The following is a 20,783-nucleotide window of genomic DNA, read 5'->3' as shown; positions in this document are numbered from 1 at the left end:
CCGCGGCGTCGCATGTATATCGGTCGGGGCCGTCCGGGGGTGCGGTGCGACCGGCCGCTCAAGCGGGCACGTCCCCGCTCAACCACCCGGATCCGGGTGTCCTAGCGGGGACGAGACCGTCCTAGTGGCCCCGCTCGCCCTGTGCTGCCGCCGCTACCGACCGGGACCACCGCGCACTACCCACCACCCGTCACGCCGAGCGTCCCGCTCCCCAGTCGACCGGCACGCACGGGGTCGCCCGCGATCCGGCCACCCGGGGTGTACGCCGGCCGCGGCGCGCCGCGCAACCTCGGCGAGGATGCGCCGACTCGAGCGACGGTCTCGTCCAGAACGCCGGGCCGCACTGGTCCAGACCGCGGTTATGGTGCTGCCCATGGCTGACACCACCTCGACCGGATCGGCGGAGCAGTCCACGGTCCCCCGCTGGAGGATCATCGGTCCGGGGCTCGTCGTCGCGGCGACGGGCGTCGGCGCCGCCGACCTGGTGGCGACGCTCATCGCGGGCCAGAAGTTCGGCTACACCCTGCTGTGGTGCGTCGTCGTGGGATGCGTCATGAAGATCGTCCTGGTCGAGGGCGCGGGGCGCTACTCCCTCGCGACGGGCCGCACGATCTTCGAGGGCTGGCGCTCCCTCGGCGCCTGGACGACGTGGTACTTCGCGCCCTACATCGTGATCTGGGGCTTCGTCTACGGCGCCGCCGCGATGGCCGGCACGGGGCTGGCCCTCACCGGGCTCCTCGGTGGCCTGAGCACGACGTGGTGGGGCATCCTGTCGGGCCTGATCGGCCTGCTGCTGGTGTGGACGGGCCGCTACAGCGTCTTCGAGAAGGTGCTCGCCGCCCTGGTCGGGATCATGTTCGTGACGATGGTCGGCGCGGCCCTGCTGACGCTGCCCAACCTCGGCGAGCTGCTCACCGGCCTCGCCCCGCGCATCCCCGACGACGGCCTCGTCAACACCCTCGCCCTCGCCGGCGGTGTCGGCGGCACCATCACGCTGGCCGCCTACGGCTACTGGCTGCGCGAGAAGGGCTGGTCCACTCCTCGCTACATGCGGGTGATGCGCATCGACAACGCCGTCGCGTACGTCGTCACCGGCCTCTTCGTCCTCGCCACGCTGGTGGTCGGCGCCGAGCTGCTCTACTCCACCAGCGTCGCCATCGAGAGCGGCGACCAGGGCCTCGTCGACCTCGGCGTGGTGCTGCAGGACCGCTACGGCGAGTGGGCCGGCAAGCTCTTCCTGCTCGGCTTCTGGGCCGCCGCGATGTCGTCGCTCGTGGGCGTGTGGAACGGCGTCAGCCTGATGTTCGCCGACTTCATGACCAACGTGACCAAGGGCGATCCGTCCGAGGCCCGCGCCGGCGGCAGGTGGTACCGCGTCTACATCCTCTGGCTGACCTTCCCGCCGATGGCGATGATGTTCCTCGGCAAGCCGATCTGGCTGATCCTCGCCTACGGCGTGCTCGGGGCGTTCTTCATGCCGTTCCTGGCGATCACCCTGCTGTGGCTGCTCAACACCGACCGGACGCCCGCCGAGTGGCGCAACAAGCTCCACTCCAACGTGCTCATGGCCCTGTGCGCACTGGCATTCATCGCCCTGTGCGTCAACGAGGTCCGCAAGGCCGTCGACGGGGCGTGAGGCCCCTCAGGCGCCCGTCGGGTGCCTGACCCACACGTTGGGCTCGACGTAGGTCGCCGTGCCGTGCTCGGCGTCGCACATCACCGGGGCCAGCGCGCCCGGGACGACGACCGGGCCGGTGGCGTCGAACGGCAGGCCGGTCCACTCGCGCCACTCCCCGACCGTGCCGGGGATGACCATCGAGCGGGGGGCGACCCGGTCGATGCGACCGCCGGCGCGCACGTGGACGCGCAGCCACGGGTCGACGGGCAGGCCGTCGTCGCGGGTGCGGAAAGCGTAGTCGGCCATCGGCTCGTGGACGTCGGTCTTGCCGTTGGGCCGCACCGGGGCGAGCAGCTCGGGATAGCCCAGCCGCCGGGCGTTGTCGCGCAGCGCGGCCACGATCCGGCCGGAGAGCCCGGTGCTCTGCAGGCCCGGCTCGATCGCGATCTCGATCGCGGAGACGGCATCGGGCTCCTCGCCGCGCAGCCTCGTCAGCAGGCCGCTGCGGATCGCGTGGTCCCAGCCGGCGTCGGGCAGCTCGCCCTCGTCCAGCCGGAACGGCACCGAGTGCGCCTTGGCGACCATCCGCCCGGTGTCGTCGAGGACCACCAGCACGTAGTCGGCGAACTCCTCGAGCGCGGCGTAGTAGGCGTTGCCGATGGGGTCGTGCTTCATGAACTCCGGCCAGGAGGTCTCCATGTCCCAGAAGGTCTCCATGAGACCGGGGCGCTCGGCGAGGGTGACGAACTCGAGGTGCATGACGGCATCCTCGCCCACCCGGGCGCGAGACCGCGCCCGGGTTGCTCAGAGCCGCTCGGCCACCCGACGCGCCGCGATCTGCAGCACCTCCCAGGTGGTGGCGAACGGCGGCGCGTAGGCCAGGTCCATCCAGGCCAGGTCGTCGACCGATCCGCCCGCCCACAGCACGGCGGCGGAGGTGTCGATGCGCTTGCCGGCGCCGTGGCCGCCGACGACCTGCACGCCCAGCAGCCGCCGGGTCACCCGGTCGGCCATCACCCAGATCGCGATCGGCTCGGCCTCCGGCATGTAGCCGGTGGCCGTGGTGCCCTCGGTGACCAGGGCCACCGCGTCGTGCCCGGCAGCCGCGGCGTCGGCCCGCGACAGCCCGGTGCGGGCGATCTCCACGTGCACGTCGCCCGCGGAGAAGCGGGTGATCGAGGTGTCGACCATGCCGTCGAAGGTCAGCCCGCCTCCGGCCAGGCTGTCGCCGAGCGCGCGTCCCATCTTGGCGGCGTGGGTGCCGAGCGGGCGGAACACCCACTGGTCGTCGATCCGGCGGCGCACCTCGCAGCAGTCGCCGGCCGCCCACACGTGGTCGGCGACGCGGCCGTGGGGGTCGGGGCGCAGCGCCCCGCCCTCCGACAGCTCGAGGCCGTTGCCGGCCAGGAAGTCCGTGGCGGGCCGGACGCCGATCGCCACCACCACGAGGTCGGCGTCGCCGCGCCCGCCCTCCCAGCGCACCCCGCTCACCCGGTCGCCGTCGACCTCGAGGCCGGTCACCTCGGCTCCCAGGACGAGCTCGACCCCCGCGTCGACGAGGGCGGCGTTGACGCGGTCGGACAACTCCTCCTCCAGCATCGACATGCCGCGCGTGCGGGTGAGCACGGTGACGCCGAAGCCCCGGGCGAGCGCGGCCTCGGCGACCTCCACGCCGACGTAGCCCGCGCCGACCACGACCACGTGCGCACCAGCGCCGGCGGCCGCGAAGCGCTCGACCCAGGCGGCCCCGTCGTCGAGCGTCTTCACCACGCCCACCCCGTCGTACGCCGTGCCGTCGGGGCGCACCGCCCAGTCGGGCACGACGGCAGGGGCGCCGGTGGCCACGACCAGCTCGTCGTAGCCGAGCTCGTCGCCGTCGGCGGTCGTCACGGTCCGCGCCGCGAGGTCAGCGCCGACCACCTCGACGCCGAGCCGCAGGTCGATGCCCGCCTCGCGGTGCTCCGCGGCGGTGCGGGCGACCAGGTCCTGCTGGGTCGGCACGTCGCCCGACATCCAGTAGGGGATGCCGCAGGCGCTGTAGGAGGTGTGGTGGCCCCGGTCGAGCACCGTGACGGCGAGCCGCTCCCCGTGCCGGGCGGCGGTGCGGAGCGCCTGGTGCGCCGCCGACATCCCGGCCCCGTCGGCGCCCACGACCACGACGCGGCGCTCGGCCCCGCTCACTGCTCGGTCTGCCCGGCCCAGAGGTTGACACCCGAGTCGACGGCGTAGCGGTCGATCTCGGCCAGCTCCTCGTCGGTCAGCGGCGGGCCGTCGAGCGCGTCGAGGTTGGTGTCGAGCTGCTCGACGCTGGAGGCGCCGATCACGGCGCTCGTCACGCGCTGGTCGCGCAGCACCCACTGCAGCGCCAGCTGGGCGAGCTCCTGGCCGCGGCCCTCGGCGATCGCGTGGAGCGATCGGACCCGGCCGAGCGTCTCCTCGTCGAGGCCGGCGATCGTGGACTCGGACCGGGCGGCACGCGAGTCGTCGGGGACGCCGTCGAGGTAGCGGTCGGTGAGCAGGCCCTGCGCCAGCGCGGTGAACACGATGCACCCCATCCCCTGCTCCTCGAGCTCGTCGAGCAGGCTCCGGTCGCCGTCGCGCGGCTGCTCGATCCAGCGGTTGAGCATCGAGTAGGACGGCTGGTGGATCAGCAGCGGCGTGCCGAGCTCGCGGGCGACCGCCGCCGCCTCGCGCGTGCGGGCCGCGGAGTAGGACGAGATGCCGACGTAGAGTGCGCGCCCCGAGCGCACCGCCGCGTCGAGCGCCATCATCGTCTCCTCGACCGGCGTCTCGGGGTCGAAGCGGTGGCTGTAGAAGATGTCGACGTAGTCGAGCCCGAGCCTGCCCAGCGACTGGTCGAGGGAGGCCAGGAGGTACTTCCGCGAGCCGCCGCCCTGGCCGTAGGGACCGGGCCACATGTCGTAGCCGGCCTTCGTCGAGACGATCAGCTCGTCGCGGTAGGGCGCGAAGTCGTCGGCGAGGTAGCGGCCGACGTTCTCCTCCGCGCGACCGTAGGGCGGACCGTAGTTGTTGGCCAGGTCGAAGTGGGTGACCCCTCGGTCGAACGCCCGCCGCAGGATCGCCCGCTGCGTCTCCTCGGGGCGGTCGGTGCCGAAGTTCTGCCACAGCCCCACCGAGAGGGCCGGCAGCTTGAGTCCGCTGCGTCCCGTCGCCCGGTAGTGCATCCCGGTCGTGCCGTCGTACCGCTCGGGGGCTGCGTCGTAGGCCATGGCCCCATCCTGCCCGGTGCGGTCACCCGGGGGTGCCCCGGGACGCCTCGGGGACATGCCGGATGGCAGTGGAGCGCCAAACAGTGTGGACTGGACCCATGGCCCCCTCGTTGTCACCGCCCCGGCCGGCTCCCCGGCTGCGCACCACCGCCCTCCGGTTCGCGCTGTCGTCGGCCCGCCGGGTGCCCGCCCGGGTGCGCTTCCCCCTGGAGCGGCACGGCGTCCAGCCGGTCCCGCGGCTCGAGGAGAGCCGGGCGCGCGGCGACGTCGTCCGCCTGGCCAGCCTGCTCGGCACGCGCGTCTGGCTGGTCACGGGCTACGACGTCGCGCGGGAGGTGCTGGCCGACTCCGTGACGTTCGCCAACGACGTGCGCGGACTCATCGGCCGCCAGGACCGCGACGCCCCCGCCGAGCGCATCGGCGGGCTCGGCATGACCGACTCCCCCGACCACGAGCGCCTGCGGCACGTGCTGACGCCCTACTTCACCCGGCGCCGCCTCGCCGACCTCCAGGACGACGTCGACCGGGTCGTCGAGGCCGCGCTCGACGACATGGCCGCCCACGGCCCCGAGGTCGACCTGGTCGCCCGCTTCGGCTTCGCGGTCCCCTTCGGCGTCATCTGCGACCTGCTCGGGATGCCGGAGGTGGACCGCGACGAGTTCCGCCACCGCGGCGCCGCGCGCTTCGACCTCCGAGACGGCGGCGCCGGGATCTTCGACACCGCCGCGGGCACCCGGCAGTTCCTCATCGACCTGGTCGCCGCCGAGCGCCGCTCGCCCCACGTGCCCGACGGCCTCCTCGCCCGGATGGTCGCCGACCACGGCGCCGACTTCGACGACGTCGAGCTGGGCGGGCTGGCCGACGGGGTGTTCCTCGGCGGCTACGAGACCAGCGCGAGCATGCTGTCCCTCGGCACGTGGGTGCTGCTCCAGCACCCGGACGCCTGGGCGACGCTGCAGCGCGGCGAGCGCGGCGAGGTCGACCGCGTCGTGGAGGAGCTGCTCCGCTTCGTGTGCCCGGTGCAGGTCGCGTTCCCGCGGGTGGCCCGGCACGAGGTGCGGGTCGGCGAGCAGGTCGTGCGAGCCGGCGACATCGTCATCGTCTCGCTGACCGGCGCCGGCCGCGACCCGGCGCGGCACGTCGACCCCGCCCGCTTCGACCCCACCACCGCCGCGGCCGGCACCCTCGCGTTCGGCCACGGCGTGCACCGCTGCGTCGGTGCGGAGCTGGCGCGCATCGAGCTGCGCACCGCCCTGGTCGCGCTGGCGAGGCGCTTCCCCGACCTCGCGCTGGCCTGCGACCCGCGTGACCTGCGGTTCAGCGAGCTCGCCATCGTCCACGGGGTGGAGGAGCTGCCGGTCCGCCTCGGGTGAGGCCGACCACCCGCTGCGTACGGTGGACGGGTGCCGGGATGCCGCCTCGCCCTCCTCGCCGCCGCCCTCGTCGCGACGGTCTCGGGATGCGCCGCCGAGGGCCCGCGCCGCGGCGGCGGGCCGGCCGAGGCGCCGGCGCAGCGGCCCGCGACGAGCGCGCCGGGGCCGGCGCCCACCACCGAGCCCACCACCGAGCCCACCGCTGAGCCGGAGGTCGAGGAGTCGGTGCCGGAGCCGCGTCGCTCCTTCGTCACGATCCCGGCCATCGGCCTGCGCGACTTCCCCGTCGTGCGCTACCGGGGCACCCCCGACGACGGCCCCGGCACCGCGCTGCAGAACGCCGGCGAGATGGCCTCCCCGCGCGGGCCGCGCGGCGGCACCGGTCCCGGCGAGGTCGGCAACTACCTCGTCACCGGGCACCGGCTCACCGGCGCCGCTCCCCTGCGCGACTCGCCGTCGCTCAGGAGGGGCGACCGGATCCTGGTGCGCACCGGCGACACCGTCTTCGTCTACGAGGTGCGCCGGACCCGCTGGACGTCGTTCCGCCAGCCCGCGTCCCTCCGCGCGCAGCGTGCCGAGGTGCCCGGGCGGCCGGGCGAGGCGGCGACGCAGCCGATGCTCACCCTGTCCACCTGCGCGACGCCCGAGGACCACGCCGCGGGCAACTACTGGGCCGACGAGTTCGACAACCCCGAGCACCGCATCGACAAGATCGGCGTGCTGGTCGCGACCCGGCCGGCCTGACGGCCGCCTCATCCCGTTGCCCGATGCGCCGCCGCGCGGTGGAATGCCGGGCATGAGCCAGCTCGCCGACCGGTGGCGCGACCCCGCCTTCCTCGACGCCGCCCACGCGTGGATCCACGAGCAGCTCGACACGACCGCGCCGGTCGTGGGCATCGAGCAGACCCACGTCACCGACTGGTCGACGGTCCTGCGGGTCACGACCGGCGCGGGGCAGGTGTGGTTCAAGGCCAACGACGACACGATGCGGCACGAGGCCGCCGTCACCGGCGTCGTCGCGGCGCGATCCGCGGGCCGGGTGCCGGCCCCGCTCGCGAGCGACCCCGGCACGGGCTGGATGCTGCTGGCCGACGCAGGCCCGCGGTTGCGCGAGGTGGTGCCCCTGGAGCGGTCCCTCGACCGCTGGCACGACGTGCTCGACGCCTACGCCCGGGTCCAGCTCGCCTGCGAGGACGAGGTCGACACCCTGCTCGCCCTGGGCCTGCCCGACCGGCGGCTCCACACGCTGCCCGCGGCGTACGCCGACCTGCTGGCCGGGCTCGACGGTGCCGACCCTCGCCTGCCGGACGCCTCGCTGATCGCCGAGCTCTGCGACCGACTCGCGGCCCACGGCATCCGCGAGACGGTGCAGCACGACGACCTCCACGACGGCCAGGTGTTCCTCGGCGACGGCGTGCACCAGGTGCTCGACTGGGGTGACGCCTGCGTCTCGCACCCGTTCTTCACGCTGTCGGTGACGCTGGAGGGCGTCATCGCCTGGGGCGTCGACGACGAGGCGGGCTCCGAGGACCTCGAGCCCCACCTGGCGGCCTACCTGCGTCCCTACGAGGAGCACTACGGCCGGACCGACCTCCGCGACGCGGCGGCGCTGGCGATGCGCCTGGGCTGGGTGTGCCGCGCGATCAACGGGGCGCTGCCGCAGGACCCCGGCAGCACCCGCACCCGGCTCAAGATGTTCCTCGACGCGAGGCCCTAGGCGCGGCGCGTCTCCAGCACCCGGAAGCCCTTGCTGCTCGCCAGGCGCTCGGTCGGCCAGCCGCGCTCGGTGAGCCACCGCTGGAGCGAGTCGGCGCCGAGGTTCTTGCCCACCACCATCACCATCCGACCGCCCGGGGCCAGGCGCGGCAGCCACGTCAGCAGCAGCTCGTGCAGGGCCTCCTTGCCGATGCGGATCGGCGGGTTGGACCAGATCTCGTCGAAGACCTGGTTGCCGGGCACCTGCTCGGGCAGGCAGGCGACGAAGCGGGAGTCGAGGCCGGCGGCACGTGCGTTGTCGTTGGCCAGCAGCAGGGCCCGCTCGTTGACGTCGACGCCGGTCACGTTGGCCAGGGGCACCGCCTTGGCGATCGCCAGCCCGATGACGCCGTAGCCGCATCCCAGGTCGAGGAACTGCCCCTGCACCGGCGGCGCGAGCTCCTTGAAGAGCACGGCCGTGGCGTGGTCGAGGTGACCCTTGCTGAACACCCCCGACCCGGTGTCGAAGGTCAGCGTGCTGCCCCACAGCTCGGCGGTGAAGCTCTCCCGCTCGAAGGGGACGCTGGGGTCGGCGGAGAAGTAGTGCTCAGGCATCGATCGCCTCTCGTCGGGCTCGGGCTCGCTCGGCCTGCGCGGCCAGCTCGTCGTCGTCGGGGTAGCCGACCTGTTCCAGCGTGAGGCCGTGGGCGTGCACCACGCGTACGCCCTGGTCGCGGCGCCGCCCGGCCATCACCTCGGCCGGCCAGCCGGTCGGCATGCGGCCCTCGCCGACGGCGATCAGGCAGCCGACGAGGGCGCGGACCATGTTGTGGCAGAACGCGTCGGCGCGGACCGTGCCGACCGCCCGGCCGGCCTCGTCGCGCCGCCAGTCGAGGTCGAGCAGCGTGCGCACGGTCGTCGCTCCCTCGCGCTGCTTGCAGAAGGAGGCGAAGTCGTGCAGCCCCACCAGCGGCCGGGAGGCCTCGTTCATCGCGTCGAGGTCGAGACGCCGGCCCCAGTCCAGGACGTGGCCGCGCACCAGCGGGTCGGCGAGCTCCTGCGCGTCGGCGATGCGGTAGGCGTAGCGGCGCCAGGTCGCGGAGAACCGCGCGTCGAAGCCGGCCGGCGCCTCGCTGATCCGGCGCACGCGCAGGTCGGGGGGCAGGATGCCGTCGACGCGGCGCGCGAGGGCGGCCGGCGGCGGGTCGCTCGAGCGGCCCGCCGAGACGGCCACGACGTCGGGGTCGACGTCGACGTGGGCCACCTGCCCGCGCGCGTGCACGCCCGCATCGGTGCGCCCGGCCACCGTCACCCGCACCTCCGGCACCCGCAGCGCGGTGGCGAGCGCCGCCTCGAGGGTGCCCTGGACCGTGCGGCGCTCCGGCTGGGCCGCCCAGCCGGAGAAGTCCGCCCCGTCGTAGGCACAGTCGATCCGCAGGCGCACGGGAGCGATCCTAGGCGCCGTCCGCCCGCCCACTCGCGCCGCCCACCTTTGTTCAACCACATGGTTGACAAGGCCGGCCATGGCTCCTACCGTCTACTCAACCAATCAGTTGAGGAAGGTGCTCGTGACCGACCAGCTCTCCCGGGTCTTCGCCGCCCTGGCCGACCCGACCCGCCGTGACATGGTGGCCCGCCTGACCGAGGGCGACCACACCGTCAACGACCTGGCCGCGCCCTACGACGTGAGCCTCCAGGCCGTCTCCAAGCACGTGAAGGTGCTCGAGGACGCCGGCCTGGTGACGCGGACCCGGGAGGCGCAGCGACGTCCCGTGCACCTGGAAGCCGAGGTGTTCGACCTCATGACGAAGTGGATCGAGCGCTACCGACGCCGGGCCGAGGAGCGCTTCGCACGCCTCGACGCCGTGCTCGCCCGCATGCAGGACGACGACGGCTCCGCACCCGGCACCACCACCACCCCGCAGGAAGGAACCGCATCATGACCAGCACGCAGAGCCCCGACGCCTCCACCCGCTACCCCGAGGCCGTCATCGAGGCCGACGAGAAGGTCCCCGCCATCCACATCTGGCGCGACTTCGACGCCACGCCGGCCCAGCTGTTCCGCGCCCACACCGACCCCGACCTCTACGCACAGTGGATCGGCCCCACCGACGTGGGCGCCGACATCACCCACTGGGACGCCCGCGACGGCGGCAGCTGGAGCTACACCGCGAGCGGCAGCGACGGTCGCGAGGAGTTCGAGACGTCGTTCCGCGGGTGCTTCCACACCGTGCGCGAGGACCGGATCGTGCAGACGTTCACGTGGGAGGGGATGCCCGACGCCGTCTCCCTCGAGACGATGACGTTCGAGGACCTCGGCGACGGGCGCACCCGGCTGCACGCGCTCAGCCTGTGCGACTCGTTCGAGGACCGCGACGGCTGGCTGCGCAGCGGCATGGAGGTCGGCGTCAAGGACGGCTACGCCGCCATCGACCGGATGCTCGCCGAGGGCGCGCTCTGATGCCGCTGCCCGAGGCGCCCGCCGAGCGGCACGCGGCGGTCGCCGACGGCTTCGGCCGGCTGGTGGCGCACACCACCGACTGGTCGGCGCCGGCCCCGGTCGACGGGTGGACCGCCCGTGACGTGGTGGCGCACCTCGTCGAGTGGTTCCCGCACTTCCTGGCCGCCGGTGGAGTCGAGCTCGCGCCCGGCCCGTCGGCGTCCGACGACCCGGTCGCCGCGTGGCGGCACCACGCCTCGGCCGTGCAGGCCCTGGTGGAGCAGCGCGGCGAGGAGACCTTCAGCCATCCCCACGCCGGCACCGACCGGCTGGCCGACGTGGTCGACCGGTTCTACACCAGCGACGTGTTCATGCACGCGTGGGACCTGGCCCTCGCCACCGGCCAGGAGCCGGGCCTCGACGCGGTGCACGCCACCCGGCTGCTGGAGGGGATGCGCCCGATCGAGCAGCTGCTGCGCGACTCGGGCCACTACGGTCCCGCGGTCCCGGTGGCCGACGACGCGCCCGCCGCCGACCGGTTGATGGCCTTCGTCGGACGCGATCCCGCCTGGCGGCCCCCCGCCTGACGCCGCGCCGGCCCTCCGTAGGGTCGTGGCATGCGATACGTGGTGTACGGCGCGGGCGCCGTCGGCGGGGTCGTCGGGGCCCACCTCCACCTGGCCGGGCACCACGTCACGCTGGTGGCGCGAGGAGCCCACCTGGCGGCGATCGGCCGCGACGGGCTGGTGCTCGACGCCGGTGACGGACGCCACCGGATCGACGCCCCGGCGACCGACACCGCCGCGGACGTCGCATGGACCGACGACACGGTCGTGCTGCTCGCGGTGAAGTCGCACCAGGCCGCGACGGCGCTCGCCGACCTCCGCGCCCACGCCCCCGACGACGTCCCGGTCGTCTGCGCGACCAACGGCGTCGCGACCGAGACCGCAGCCCTGAGGCTGTTCGCCCGGACCTACGCGGTGTGCGTGATGCTGCCCGCCACCCACCTCGAGCCCGGGGTCGTCGTCGCGGCGTGCCACCCGACCCCGGCGATCCTCGACATCGGCCGCTTCCCGGGCGGCGCCGACGCCACCACCGCCGCCGTGGCCGCCGACCTCCGCGCCGCGCGCATCGAGTCGGAGGAGCGCGACGACATCATGGCGAGGAAGCGCCGCAAGCTGGTGATGAACCTCGGCAACGGTGTCGACGCGTCGTTCGCCGAGGGCGAGGCGGCCGACGAGCTCGCCGAGCTGGCCCAGGCGGAGGGCGAGCGCGTCCTCGAGGCGGCCGGGCTCAGCGTCACCTCCGCCGAGGAGGACCGGCAGCGGCGCGGGACGATCCTGCAGCGCCGACCCGACCTCGAGCGGCGCGGCGGGTCCACCTGGCAGAGCCTGGCCCGCGGCACCGGCGACTCCGAGATCGACTACCTCGCCGGCGAGATCGTGCTCCAGGGACGCCTCCTGGGGCTGCCGACCCCCGTCAACGAGTCGGTGGTCGCCGCGACCCGGCACCTGGTCGCCACCGGTGGCGAGCCGCGCAGCCTGGACGCCGCCGAGGTCCTCGCCCGCCTCTGACCCACGGGCCCGCGAACGCGCGAAGGCCCGCCACCCCGGTGGGGTGGCGGGCCTCGCGATCAGCGGTGGATCAGGCCTTGGCGTCGTCGGCCGGGACCTCGTCGGCCTCGACCTCCGCAGCGTCGCCCTGGGCCTGCGCCTCGGCGGTCTCGGCGTCGGCAGCCTCGGTCTCCACGACCTCGGTCTGACCGTCGACGTCCTCGGCCTCGACCTCGGCAGGAGCGGCGTCGGCGGCGGGCGCCGGCGCGGCAGCAGCCTCGGTCTTCTTGGTCGAGGGAGCCTTGGGGCTGTAGGCCTCGGTCACCAGCTCGATGACCGCCATGGGAGCGTTGTCGCCCTTGCGGGGGCCGATCTTGGTGATCCGGGTGTAGCCACCGGGACGCTCGGCGAAGGTCGGCGCGATCTCGGTGAACAGGGTGTGCACGACCGACTTGTCACGGATGGTCTTGAGGACCTCGCGACGGTTGTGCAGGTCGCCCCGCTTGGCCTTGGTGATCAGCTTCTCCGCGACCGGGCGCAGCAGGCGCGCACGGGTCTCGGTGGTGGTGATCCGGCCGTGCTCGAACAGGGCGGTGGCCAGGTTGGAGAGCATGAGGCGCTGGTGGGCCGGGCTGCCGCCGAGGCGGGGGCCCTTCTTGGGCTTGGGCATGTGGTGCCTTCCTTCTCTCGGGCCGTGTCAGGTACCCGGGTAGACGACCGGCGCGCGCCGGTCGGTTTTGATGGGTGGCCCCGGGAGCCCGGGGCCGCAGGTCAGAGCTGCTCGTCCTCGATGAAGGCATCGTCGTCGTCGTCGCCGTAGGCGGCGAGGGCGGCGTGCGGGTCGAAGCCGGGCGCGCTGTCCTTGAGCGAGAGACCCATCTCGACGAGCTTGGCCTTCACCTCGTCGATCGACTTCGCACCGAAGTTGCGGATGTCGAGCAGGTCCTGCTCCGAGCGGGAGATGAGCTCACCCACGGTGTGGATGCCCTCGCGCTTGAGGCAGTTGTAGCTGCGGACCGTGAGCTGCAGGTCCTCGACCGGCAGGGCCAGGTCGGCGGCGAGCTGCTCGTCGACCGGCGACGGGCCGATGTCGATGCCCTCGGCCTCGACGTTGAGCTCGCGGGCCAGGCCGAAGAGCTCCACCAGGGTCTTGCCGGCCGAGGCGATCGCGTCGCGGGGACGGATCGACGGCTTGGTCTCGACGTCGATGACGAGCTTGTCGAAGTCGGTGCGCTGCTCGACACGGGTGGCCTCGACCTTGTAGGTCACCTTGAGCACCGGGCTGTAGATCGAGTCGACGGGCATGCGGCCGATCTCGTTGTCGGCGCCCTTGTTCTGCACGGCGGAGACGTAGCCGCGACCGCGCTCGACGACGAGCTCCATCTCCAGCTTGCCCTTGTCGGACAGCGTGGCGATCTTGAGCTCGGGGTTGTGCACCTCGACGCCGGCGGGCGGGGTGATGTCGGCGGCGGTGACGTCACCGGCGCCGGACTTGCGCAGGTACATCACGACCGGCTCGTCGTGCTCGGAGGAGACGACGATGCCCTTGAGGTTGAGGATGATCTCGGTCATGTCCTCGGTGACGCCCTCGATCGTCGAGAACTCGTGGAGGACGGAGTCGACCTTGATGCTGGTGACCGAGGCACCCGGGATGGAGCTGAGGAGCGTACGACGAAGCGAGTTGCCGAGGGTGTAGCCGAAGCCGGGCTCGAGGGGCTCGATGACGAAACGCGAGCGGAACTCGTCGACGGTCTCTTCCGTGAGGGTCGGGCGCTGAGCGATAAGCACGGAGTTTTTCCTTTCCGGATCCACCCACTATTTGACGGATCCGAACCTGATGAGGTTGGCGGAGAAGAAGGAATGGGACGAGCTGCGCCGGTGGCCGCCCGGAGGCGGCCACCGGCGGTGGATCACTTCTTGGAGTAGAACTCCACGATCAGCTGCTCCTGGACCGGCACGTCGATCTGCGCGCGGACCGGGACCTGGTGGATGAGGATGCGCATCCGCGACGGGATGACCTCCATCCACGCGGGGACGACGCGCTCGCCGTGGGTCTCGCGGGCGACGATGAGCGGGGTCGCCTCGAGCGACTTCTCGCGCACGTCGATGATGTCGTGGTCGGTGACCTGGTAGGACGGGATGTCGACCTTCTTGCCGTTGACCAGGAAGTGGCCGTGCACGACGAGCTGGCGGGCCTGACGGCGCGTCCGGGCGAACCCGGCGCGGTAGACCACGTTGTCGAGGCGGCACTCGAGGAGCTGCAGGAGGTTGTCGCCGGTCTTGCCCTGGCGACGGCTGGCCTCCTTGTAGTAGCGGACGAACTGCTTCTCCATCACGCCGTAGGTGAAGCGAGCCTTCTGCTTCTCACGAAGCTGCAGCAGGTACTCGGACTCCTTGATGCGGCCGCGGCCGTGCTGGCCGGGCGCGTAGGGACGCTTCTCGAAGGCAGCGTCGCCGCCGACCAGGTCGACACCGAGACGGCGCGACTTGCGGGTCATGGGACCGGTGTAGCGGGCCATGTGTCAGTCTCTCTTTCTCAGTCTCGGGCTCAGACGCGGCGGCGCTTGGGCGGCCGGCATCCGTTGTGCGGGGTGGGCGTGACGTCCTGGATGGTGCCGACCTCGAGGCCGATGGCACCCAGCGACCGGATGGCGGTCTCACGACCCGAGCCCGGGCCCTTGACGAAGACGTCGATCTTCTTCATGCCGTGGTCCATGGCGCGACGGCCGGCGGCCTCGGCAGCCATCTGGGCGGCGAAGGGGGTGGACTTGCGCGAGCCCTTGAAGCCGACGGTGCCGGCAGAGGCCCACGAGATCACCGCACCGGTCGGGTCGGTGATCGTGACGATGGTGTTGTTGAACGTGCTCTTGATGTGGGCTTCGCCCTGAGCGACGTTCTTCTTCTCCTTGCGGCGGACCTTGGTCGCGCGGCTCTTGGGAGGCATTCACTAACTCCTGATGAGGTCTGGTCTTGAAGCTTGCGTGGGGACTGAAGTGATCAGCGCTGCGCCCGGTGAGGGGAGCAGATCACTTCGCCTTCTTCTTGCCGGCGACGGTGCGCTTGGGACCCTTGCGGGTGCGCGCGTTGGTCTTGGTGCGCTGACCGCGGACCGGGAGGCCCATGCGGTGGCGGCGACCCTGGTAGCTGCCGATCTCGATCTTGCGGCGGATGTCCGCCTGGACCTCACGCCGGAGGTCACCCTCGATCTTGAAGTTGGCTTCGATCTCGTCGCGAAGCTTGACCAGCTCCTCGTCACCGAGCGTGTGGACCCGGGCGTTCGGGTCGACGCCGGTGGCGGCCAGGAGCTGCTGGGCGCGGGTACGGCCGATGCCGTAGATGTAGGTGAGAGCGACCTCGATGCGCTTGTCGCGCGGGAGGTCAACACCAACGAGGCGTGCCATGTGGCTGTTCCTTGTCTGTTCTTGCGCTGGTTTCTGGTCGTGACGCGTCCCATCCCGCCTCGGGTGGGCTCCGGCCAGTGCTCCGGAGGTGACTTCGGTCAGGTGGTGCCCGACCTAGCGATCACGTTGTGGGGTGTTGCTGTCGTGCTGGGCTGTCGTGCTGGGCTTCAAGCCCGCTTGCCGCAAGCGGCTGCGCGGCTCGCGCTGCTCGTCCCGCTCCGGCTCCGCCGGATCGGGGCGAATCGCTCAGCCCTGGCGCTGCTTGTGACGCGGGTTCTCGCAGATGACCATGACCCGGCCGTGACGGCGGATGACCTTGCACTTGTCACAGATGGGCTTGACGCTCGGGTTGACCTTCATGTCAACAACTTCCTTGCTGCTCGGCTGGCGCCTGCGCAGATCGGTGGTCTCGCAGGCTCGATCACTTACTTGTAGCGGTAGACGATCCGACCCCGGGTGAGGTCGTAGGGCGAGAGCTCCACCACGACCCGGTCCTCGGGGAGGATCCGGATGTAGTGCTGGCGCATCTTGCCGCTGATGTGGGCGAGCACCTTGTGCCCGTTGGCCAGCTCCACGCGGAACATGGCATTGGGAAGGGCCTCCACGACGGTGCCCTCGATCTCGATCACGCCTTCTTTCTTCGGCATGTCCTCCACAATCTGTCGTCTCGTTGTCTACCGTGGCCCGGGAACCGCCCGGCACCTGCGAGCAGGTGGCCGGTGGACCTCGTGAGGCGGTCCGGGGGTGCCTCTTCCCGGAGCACGCGCGAGCGTCAGCGACGATCACACGAAGTCCCGGGCAGCCGCGAGGCGCCACGAACACAGCCCACGTTGGGCCGACGCACCAGTTTAGTCAGGCGTGCGGCGAGAACGCCAATCAGTGAGGCCGCGCACCCGCCGGGCCAGCGCCGTGACACGCCCGGGCGCGGGGGGCGGACCCGGTGCGGCACCCCCGACGTCGCCGTCGCGCGACGACGTCGTACGCCGCAGCGAGCGGAGGCTGACCGCGGCGCGCAGCCGCTGCCACCGGGTCACCTCGTGCGACATGGCGCGGCGCTCGGCGTCGACGGACTCCCAGTAGGTCGTCGCCGCCGCGACCTCGGGCGCGCTCGGACCGAAGACGAAGCCGTCGGCCCGGCGGGCGAGGACCGCTGCCTGCGCGGAGACGATGCCGGCCGACTGCTCACGACGGGTGACCGTCGGCCCCAGCGGGACCGGCTGCCCGAGGTCGCGGGCGTGGTCGACGAGCTCGCGCCAGGCACCCACGAACCGGGCCGACGGGGAGGCCGCGCTGCGGCGGCGGTGCCGGCGCAGCGCCTTCACCCCGACGACGGCGCCCAGCAGCAGCGCGATCGCGAGCAGCGGCAGCCCGACATAGGTCACGACCCGCCCGACCCACGCCGGGAGGCCGGGGATGAGGGCGTCCTCCTCGTCGGCCTTCTTCTTGCGCGTGGCCTTGCGCTCCTTGAGGTCGGCGTCGCTCTGCTCGCCCGCGTCGGACGGCGGCGGGATCGGGTTGGGCGGCGGGATGACGGTGCCGGACATCGGCGTGTCGGTCTCGGGCACCTGGTCGGCCGGCGGGGTGGTGGACATGAAGGCCTCGGTGGGCAGCGTCCGCCACGACCCGTCGGCGGCGCGCAGCTCGACCCAGGCCGAGACGTCCTTGCCGGTGACCCGGCCGCCGGCGGGCACGACCGCGCCGAGCACGACCCGCGCCGGCACGCCGATGTGGTTGGCGATCAGCGCCATCGTTGCGGCGTACTGCTCGTCGTTGCCGACGATCTGCGGGGCGTTGACGAACTCGTCGGACAGCCGCCAGGTGCTGTGGCCGGCCACGTAGATGCGCTCGGTGCGGCCGATGCCGTCGGAGTACCTGCCGTCCGTGCGCAGGTGCTCGGCCGCGGCGAGCACCCGGTCCATCGGGTCGTTGCCCGCACCCTCGGTCCACTTCTCGCTCGGGCCCTGGATGAACGCCGCGCCGGCCGGGAGCGGGGCGACCTCGGCCGAGCCCACGGTCTGGTCGGTGAGCTCGTCGTCGGGGCTCACCGCGGTGAAGGAGTAGCGGTCACCGCTCTGGAGGCCCGTGGGGACCACCGCGGTCGAGGTGGCGAGGTTGTAGCGGAACACCTCGGCCGTGGCGCGAGCGTCGCCGGTCTCGAACGACACCGACCGCAGCGCGCCGACCGTGGGCATCCACACGCCGGTCCACCCCTCCCCCAGCGTCACCGTCGCGGCGACCGGCTCGCCCTCGACGGGGTTGTCGATGGTGGACGAGACCCGCTGGAAGGAGTCGTCGGCCGGGCCGGGCAGCGCGTCGTCGGTGGCGCCCCACACCATCCCGTCGTAGCGGTCCATCGCGGCGAACCTGACCCGGGTCCCGGCGGGGACGCCCTCGATGTCGAGCAGCGTCTTGTCGTAGACGTTGGCGGGGTCGGCGCGGCCCTTGAGGTCGACGTACTTGCGGAATCCGGCCAGCGGGGAGGGGTAGCGGCCGATGTCGAAGGGGGGCTCGACCCAGTTGCGGGCCACCGCCCGCCGGGAGTCGTCGCCGACGACGATCGCGCTGACGGGCTGGGCGAGCGCTGCCGCGAGCGCGAGCATCGACACCGCGCCCACGCCGCGGACGTACGACGTGGTGCCGCCGTGGACGGTCGCGCTCGCCCGGCGGGCGCGCAGGGCGAGCCAGGCGAGGGCGAGGGCGGTGAAGACGCAGCCCTGAAGCAGGAGGGACTGGGGACGGCGCACGCCGAGCAGGATCACGGCGGCGAGCACCACCGTCATCCCCGCGACGGGCAGGAGCGCGGCCAGCCAGGGCCGCCGCGGCCGCCGCTGCGCGAGGGCGAGGCCGACCAGTCCTGCGACCATCCCGGACAGCCAGGGCAGCACCAGCAGCGGGCCGTCGCCGTCGACCGGCGGGAGCGTGGTCAGCAGGTCCTTCCACCCGAAGACCGCCTGGTCGACGACCCGGGCCAGCGTCGTGGGCCCCGGCAGCGTGTAGGTGTCGCCGAGGGAGCGCAGGCCGAGCGGCCCGCCCAGCACGAGGAACAGCACGAGGCAGATGACGACGGCCGAGACGACCGGCCAGCCGGCCGCCCGGGTCAGGTGCGTGACGACGACCGCGATGACGGCACCCAGCATCCCGACGACCAGGTAGGTCGCGCCGGTGAAGGAGGTGCCGAACGCGAGCAGCGCCACCGCGGCGAGCGCGAGGGTGAAGGCGATGTCGACCCACGAGTGGAGGTCGGGCACGAGCGCGTGGGGCCGCACGCGGGTGCGGGTGCCGGTCGTGGTGCTCTCGGGGCTCATCGCACGCTCCACCTCAGCAGGCCGCCGAGGTCCTCCTTGGCGGCGAGGTGGAGCACGGGCAGCCCGAGGGTCTCGGTCACGCGGCTGTTGCCCCGGGGGTCGATCACGATGCCGAAGCGGCGCACCTCCGGCGGGAAGGCGGCGGAGGCGCGCACCAGGTCGGTGAACGGCGACTCGCTGCCGCCGACGAGGAACGCGAGGCTGGTGTCGGGCGCCAGCATGCTGGCCTGCCGCCCCGACTCGACGATGCCGCGCTCGCCGAGGTCGGCGCGGCACACGGCGTCGAGCGCGAGGTGGCCGTCGGACCCCGACGAGGCGCGGCTGCCGCACACGAACGACACGTCGAACTCGTCGAGCACGGCCCGCACGGCGATCGACGCCGCGACGCTCATCGCGGTCTCGAAGTCGTCCGGGTCCGACCAGGAGTCGAGCCGGTCGTCGACGACGATCGTGGCGTGGCTGCGCCGGGTGTCGAGGTACTGGCGCACCAGCAGGGCCGACTCGCCGGTCGAGGCCATCACCTTGGCCGAGGAGCGCCAGTGGATGTGGCGCAGGTCGTCGCCGGGGACGTACTCGCGCAGGGCGTGGAAGGCGAGGTCGCTCTGGCTGACCGCGTCGGTGGAGACGCCCTCGAGGTCGCGCAGCAGGCCGGCGCCGAGCGACTCCATCGGCACGAGCGGCGGACGGACCAGCACCTCACGCACCGGCGTCCAGACCACGTCGCGGGAGAAGATGCCGATCGGGTCGCCGCGCCGGGTCATCGCGGGACCGACCGCGATCACCCCACGGCGCTCGGTGCGGATCGTGAACGACTCCTCGTGGGCGGCACCCGGCGCCAGCGAGCGGATGCCGTAGCGGTGCACCGCCGACCCGACCGGGACCTCGAGGGTGGTCGGGACCAGCCGCGAGGACGCCCGGTTGACCACCAGCACACCCGCCGCGACCGACTCCCCCGCGGCGACGCGCTCGGGCTGGAGCCGGAGGTCGACCGACACCGACGTGCGACCGAGCAGGAACGGCAGCGCGAGGACGACGAGCAGCAGGCAGCCCACGCCGAGGACCGCCAGCTCACGCCACTGCGTGAACGCGGCGACCAGGAGCGCGCCCAGGCCCAGGCCGAGGACCAGCCAGCCGATCGGCTTGAGGACCTCGAGCGCGTCGTTCAACCGTTGCCTCATCGAGGGCTCAGACCCCCACGCGGTCGGTCGGCGGGGCCACGGCGTCGAGCAGGCGCGAGACGACCGTCTGCACGTCGACGCCGCTGAACTGCGCCTCCGCGTCGAGCAGCAGGCGGTGCGAGAGCACCGGCTCGGCCAGGTCCTTGACGTCGTCGGGCACCACGTGGTCGCGACCGTCGGCGGCGGCCCACGTCTTGGCGACCCGCACGAACGCCAGGCACCCGCGCGGGGACAGACCGAGCTTGACGTGCGGCTGGCGGCGCGACTCCTCCGCGAGCTCGGCCACGTAGCCCACGACGGCCGGGTCGACGTAGACCTCGTCGGCCAGGCCGCTCATCTGCGCGATCGTGGCGGCGGTGATCACCGGGGTGACGAGGGCGGCGCGGTCGCGCACGGCGGCGTTGTTGAGCAGCTCGACGGTCGCCTGGCGGTCGGGATAGCCGACCGAGGTCTTCATCAGGAAGCGGTCGAGCTGGGCCTCGGGCAGGCGGTAGGTGCCGGCCTGCTCGATGGGGTTCTGGGTGGCGATCACCAGGAACGGCTGGCCGACCGGGTGCGCGACGCCGTCGACGGTCACGCGCCCCTCCTCCATCACCTCCAGGAGCGCCGACTGCGTCTTGGGCGAGGCCCGGTTGATCTCGTCGGCCAGCACGATCGTGTGGAAGATCGGCCCCGGGTGGAACTCGAAGGTGCCCTTGTGCTGGTCGTAGACCGTGACGCCGATGACGTCGGAGGGCAGCAGGTCGGGCGTGAACTGGATGCGGGCGTGGCTGCCCTGCACGGTGTTGGCCAGGGCGCGCGCCAGCATGGTCTTGCCGGTGCCGGGGAAGTCCTCGAGCAGGATGTGCCCCTCGGAGAGCAGGCAGGTCAACGCCAGCCGGACGACGTGGCGCTTGCCGAGGACGGCCTTCTCCATGTTGTCGGTGAGCTGGTCGAAGGTCGACTTGAACCACTCGGCCTGTTCGTGGCTGATCGTCATGCTGCTCCTTC

23 protein-coding genes are annotated in these 20,783 nt (G+C 72.7%); 8 read left to right on the top strand and 15 right to left on the bottom strand.

Annotated elements, in window-relative coordinates:
• Nucleotides 1-373: 373 nt before the first annotated feature.
• A complete protein-coding gene (locus tag JX575_RS04015) occupies nucleotides 374-1,636 on the top strand; it encodes an Nramp family divalent metal transporter (protein ID WP_186342429.1) in 1,263 nt (420 codons plus the stop codon).
• A gap of 6 nt (nucleotides 1,637-1,642) precedes the next feature.
• Here JX575_RS04015 and JX575_RS04010 read toward each other — a convergent pair whose 3' ends face one another.
• From JX575_RS04010 to mgrA, 3 genes are read right to left on the bottom strand one after another with little or no spacing between them, the layout of a single operon-like run.
• On the bottom strand, nucleotides 1,643-2,377 hold the full coding sequence (locus JX575_RS04010) for an N-acetyltransferase (RefSeq protein WP_186342430.1): 735 nt from the start codon (nucleotides 2,375-2,377) through the stop codon (nucleotides 1,643-1,645).
• 45 nt (nucleotides 2,378-2,422) lie between these two features.
• On the bottom strand, nucleotides 2,423-3,799 hold the full coding sequence (locus JX575_RS04005; protein ID WP_186342431.1) for an FAD-dependent oxidoreductase: 1,377 nt from the start codon (nucleotides 3,797-3,799) through the stop codon (nucleotides 2,423-2,425).
• Nucleotides 3,796-4,848, bottom strand: coding sequence for an L-glyceraldehyde 3-phosphate reductase (mgrA, locus tag JX575_RS04000; RefSeq protein ID WP_186342432.1), 1,053 nt, complete (start codon nucleotides 4,846-4,848; stop codon nucleotides 3,796-3,798). Before mgrA ends, JX575_RS04005 begins: the two co-directional genes overlap by 4 nt.
• A gap of 98 nt (nucleotides 4,849-4,946) precedes the next feature.
• Here mgrA and JX575_RS03995 point away from each other — a divergent pair, with 98 nt between their 5' ends.
• From JX575_RS03995 to JX575_RS03985, 3 genes are read left to right on the top strand one after another with little or no spacing between them, the layout of a single operon-like run.
• Nucleotides 4,947-6,221, top strand: coding sequence for a cytochrome P450 (locus tag JX575_RS03995; RefSeq protein WP_186342433.1), 1,275 nt, complete (start codon nucleotides 4,947-4,949; stop codon nucleotides 6,219-6,221).
• Between the two features lie 30 nt (nucleotides 6,222-6,251).
• Entirely contained in the window at nucleotides 6,252-6,965 is a 714-nt protein-coding gene (locus JX575_RS03990; protein ID WP_186342434.1) for a sortase, read from the top strand.
• A gap of 52 nt (nucleotides 6,966-7,017) precedes the next feature.
• A complete protein-coding gene (locus JX575_RS03985) occupies nucleotides 7,018-7,938 on the top strand; it encodes a phosphotransferase (RefSeq protein ID WP_186342435.1) in 921 nt (306 codons plus the stop codon).
• Here the strand turns inward: JX575_RS03985 and JX575_RS03980 are convergent.
• Nucleotides 7,935-8,531 (bottom strand): methyltransferase, encoded by a 597-nt coding sequence (locus JX575_RS03980; protein ID WP_186342436.1) that lies wholly within the window; start codon nucleotides 8,529-8,531, stop codon nucleotides 7,935-7,937. The two genes, JX575_RS03985 and JX575_RS03980, sit on opposite strands and share 4 nt — an antisense overlap.
• The gene (gene truA / locus JX575_RS03975; protein ID WP_241005327.1) at nucleotides 8,524-9,360 is read right to left on the bottom strand and encodes a tRNA pseudouridine(38-40) synthase TruA; all 837 of its coding nucleotides are present in this window, start codon (nucleotides 9,358-9,360) and stop codon (nucleotides 8,524-8,526) included. Before truA ends, JX575_RS03980 begins: the two co-directional genes overlap by 8 nt.
• A 124-nt stretch (nucleotides 9,361-9,484) precedes the next feature.
• On the opposite strand from truA, the gene JX575_RS03970 reads away from it, so the two are divergent.
• From JX575_RS03970 to JX575_RS03955, 4 genes are read left to right on the top strand one after another with little or no spacing between them, the layout of a single operon-like run.
• The gene (locus tag JX575_RS03970) at nucleotides 9,485-9,859 is read left to right on the top strand and encodes a metalloregulator ArsR/SmtB family transcription factor (protein WP_186342438.1); all 375 of its coding nucleotides are present in this window, start codon (nucleotides 9,485-9,487) and stop codon (nucleotides 9,857-9,859) included.
• Nucleotides 9,856-10,377, top strand: coding sequence for an SRPBCC domain-containing protein (locus JX575_RS03965; RefSeq protein WP_186342439.1), 522 nt, complete (start codon nucleotides 9,856-9,858; stop codon nucleotides 10,375-10,377). Before JX575_RS03970 ends, JX575_RS03965 begins: the two co-directional genes overlap by 4 nt.
• The gene (locus JX575_RS03960; RefSeq protein ID WP_186342440.1) at nucleotides 10,377-10,943 is read left to right on the top strand and encodes a maleylpyruvate isomerase N-terminal domain-containing protein; all 567 of its coding nucleotides are present in this window, start codon (nucleotides 10,377-10,379) and stop codon (nucleotides 10,941-10,943) included. Before JX575_RS03965 ends, JX575_RS03960 begins: the two co-directional genes overlap by 1 nt.
• 30 nt (nucleotides 10,944-10,973) lie before the next feature.
• Nucleotides 10,974-11,930 carry a 2-dehydropantoate 2-reductase gene (locus JX575_RS03955; RefSeq protein WP_186342441.1) on the top strand — a complete coding sequence of 319 codons (957 nt, stop codon included), beginning with the start codon at nucleotides 10,974-10,976 and terminating at the stop codon, nucleotides 11,928-11,930.
• A gap of 70 nt (nucleotides 11,931-12,000) precedes the next feature.
• Here the strand turns inward: JX575_RS03955 and rplQ are convergent, their stop codons facing one another.
• From rplQ to JX575_RS03905, 10 genes are all read right to left on the bottom strand, one after another.
• Nucleotides 12,001-12,579 carry a 50S ribosomal protein L17 gene (rplQ, locus tag JX575_RS03950; protein ID WP_186342442.1) on the bottom strand — a complete coding sequence of 193 codons (579 nt, stop codon included), beginning with the start codon at nucleotides 12,577-12,579 and terminating at the stop codon, nucleotides 12,001-12,003.
• A 101-nt stretch (nucleotides 12,580-12,680) separates the two neighbouring features.
• Entirely contained in the window at nucleotides 12,681-13,697 is a 1,017-nt protein-coding gene (locus tag JX575_RS03945) for a DNA-directed RNA polymerase subunit alpha (protein ID WP_056599781.1), read from the bottom strand.
• Between the two features lie 122 nt (nucleotides 13,698-13,819).
• Entirely contained in the window at nucleotides 13,820-14,428 is a 609-nt protein-coding gene (gene rpsD, locus JX575_RS03940) for a 30S ribosomal protein S4 (RefSeq protein WP_186342443.1), read from the bottom strand.
• A 29-nt stretch (nucleotides 14,429-14,457) separates the two neighbouring features.
• Entirely contained in the window at nucleotides 14,458-14,853 is a 396-nt protein-coding gene (rpsK, locus tag JX575_RS03935) for a 30S ribosomal protein S11 (protein WP_056906616.1), read from the bottom strand.
• An 82-nt stretch (nucleotides 14,854-14,935) separates the two neighbouring features.
• Nucleotides 14,936-15,310: a 30S ribosomal protein S13 gene (rpsM, locus tag JX575_RS03930; protein WP_116570804.1), complete on the bottom strand. Its 375-nt coding sequence runs from the start codon at nucleotides 15,308-15,310 to the stop codon at nucleotides 14,936-14,938.
• 246 nt (nucleotides 15,311-15,556) lie between these two features.
• A complete protein-coding gene (gene rpmJ, locus JX575_RS03925; RefSeq protein WP_004008316.1) occupies nucleotides 15,557-15,670 on the bottom strand; it encodes a 50S ribosomal protein L36 in 114 nt (37 codons plus the stop codon).
• Between the two features lie 65 nt (nucleotides 15,671-15,735).
• Nucleotides 15,736-15,957 (bottom strand): translation initiation factor IF-1, encoded by a 222-nt coding sequence (gene infA, locus JX575_RS03920; protein WP_056599768.1) that lies wholly within the window; start codon nucleotides 15,955-15,957, stop codon nucleotides 15,736-15,738.
• A gap of 201 nt (nucleotides 15,958-16,158) precedes the next feature.
• A complete protein-coding gene (locus tag JX575_RS03915) occupies nucleotides 16,159-18,615 on the bottom strand; it encodes a transglutaminase-like domain-containing protein (protein ID WP_186342444.1) in 2,457 nt (818 codons plus the stop codon).
• The gene (locus JX575_RS03910; protein ID WP_186342445.1) at nucleotides 18,612-19,781 is read right to left on the bottom strand and encodes a DUF58 domain-containing protein; all 1,170 of its coding nucleotides are present in this window, start codon (nucleotides 19,779-19,781) and stop codon (nucleotides 18,612-18,614) included. The genes JX575_RS03915 and JX575_RS03910 overlap by 4 nt, the downstream gene beginning before the upstream one ends.
• Nucleotides 19,782-19,800: 19 nt before the next feature.
• Nucleotides 19,801-20,772, bottom strand: coding sequence for a MoxR family ATPase (locus JX575_RS03905; protein ID WP_186342446.1), 972 nt, complete (start codon nucleotides 20,770-20,772; stop codon nucleotides 19,801-19,803).
• Nucleotides 20,773-20,783 lie beyond the last annotated feature (11 nt).

It is taken from the genome of Nocardioides sp. zg-1228, from assembly GCF_017086465.1.
Taxonomy (GTDB): domain Bacteria; phylum Actinomycetota; class Actinomycetes; order Propionibacteriales; family Nocardioidaceae; genus Nocardioides.
The sequence above is the reverse complement of the archived record's forward strand: the minus strand, read 5'-3'. Positions and strand labels throughout refer to the sequence as shown.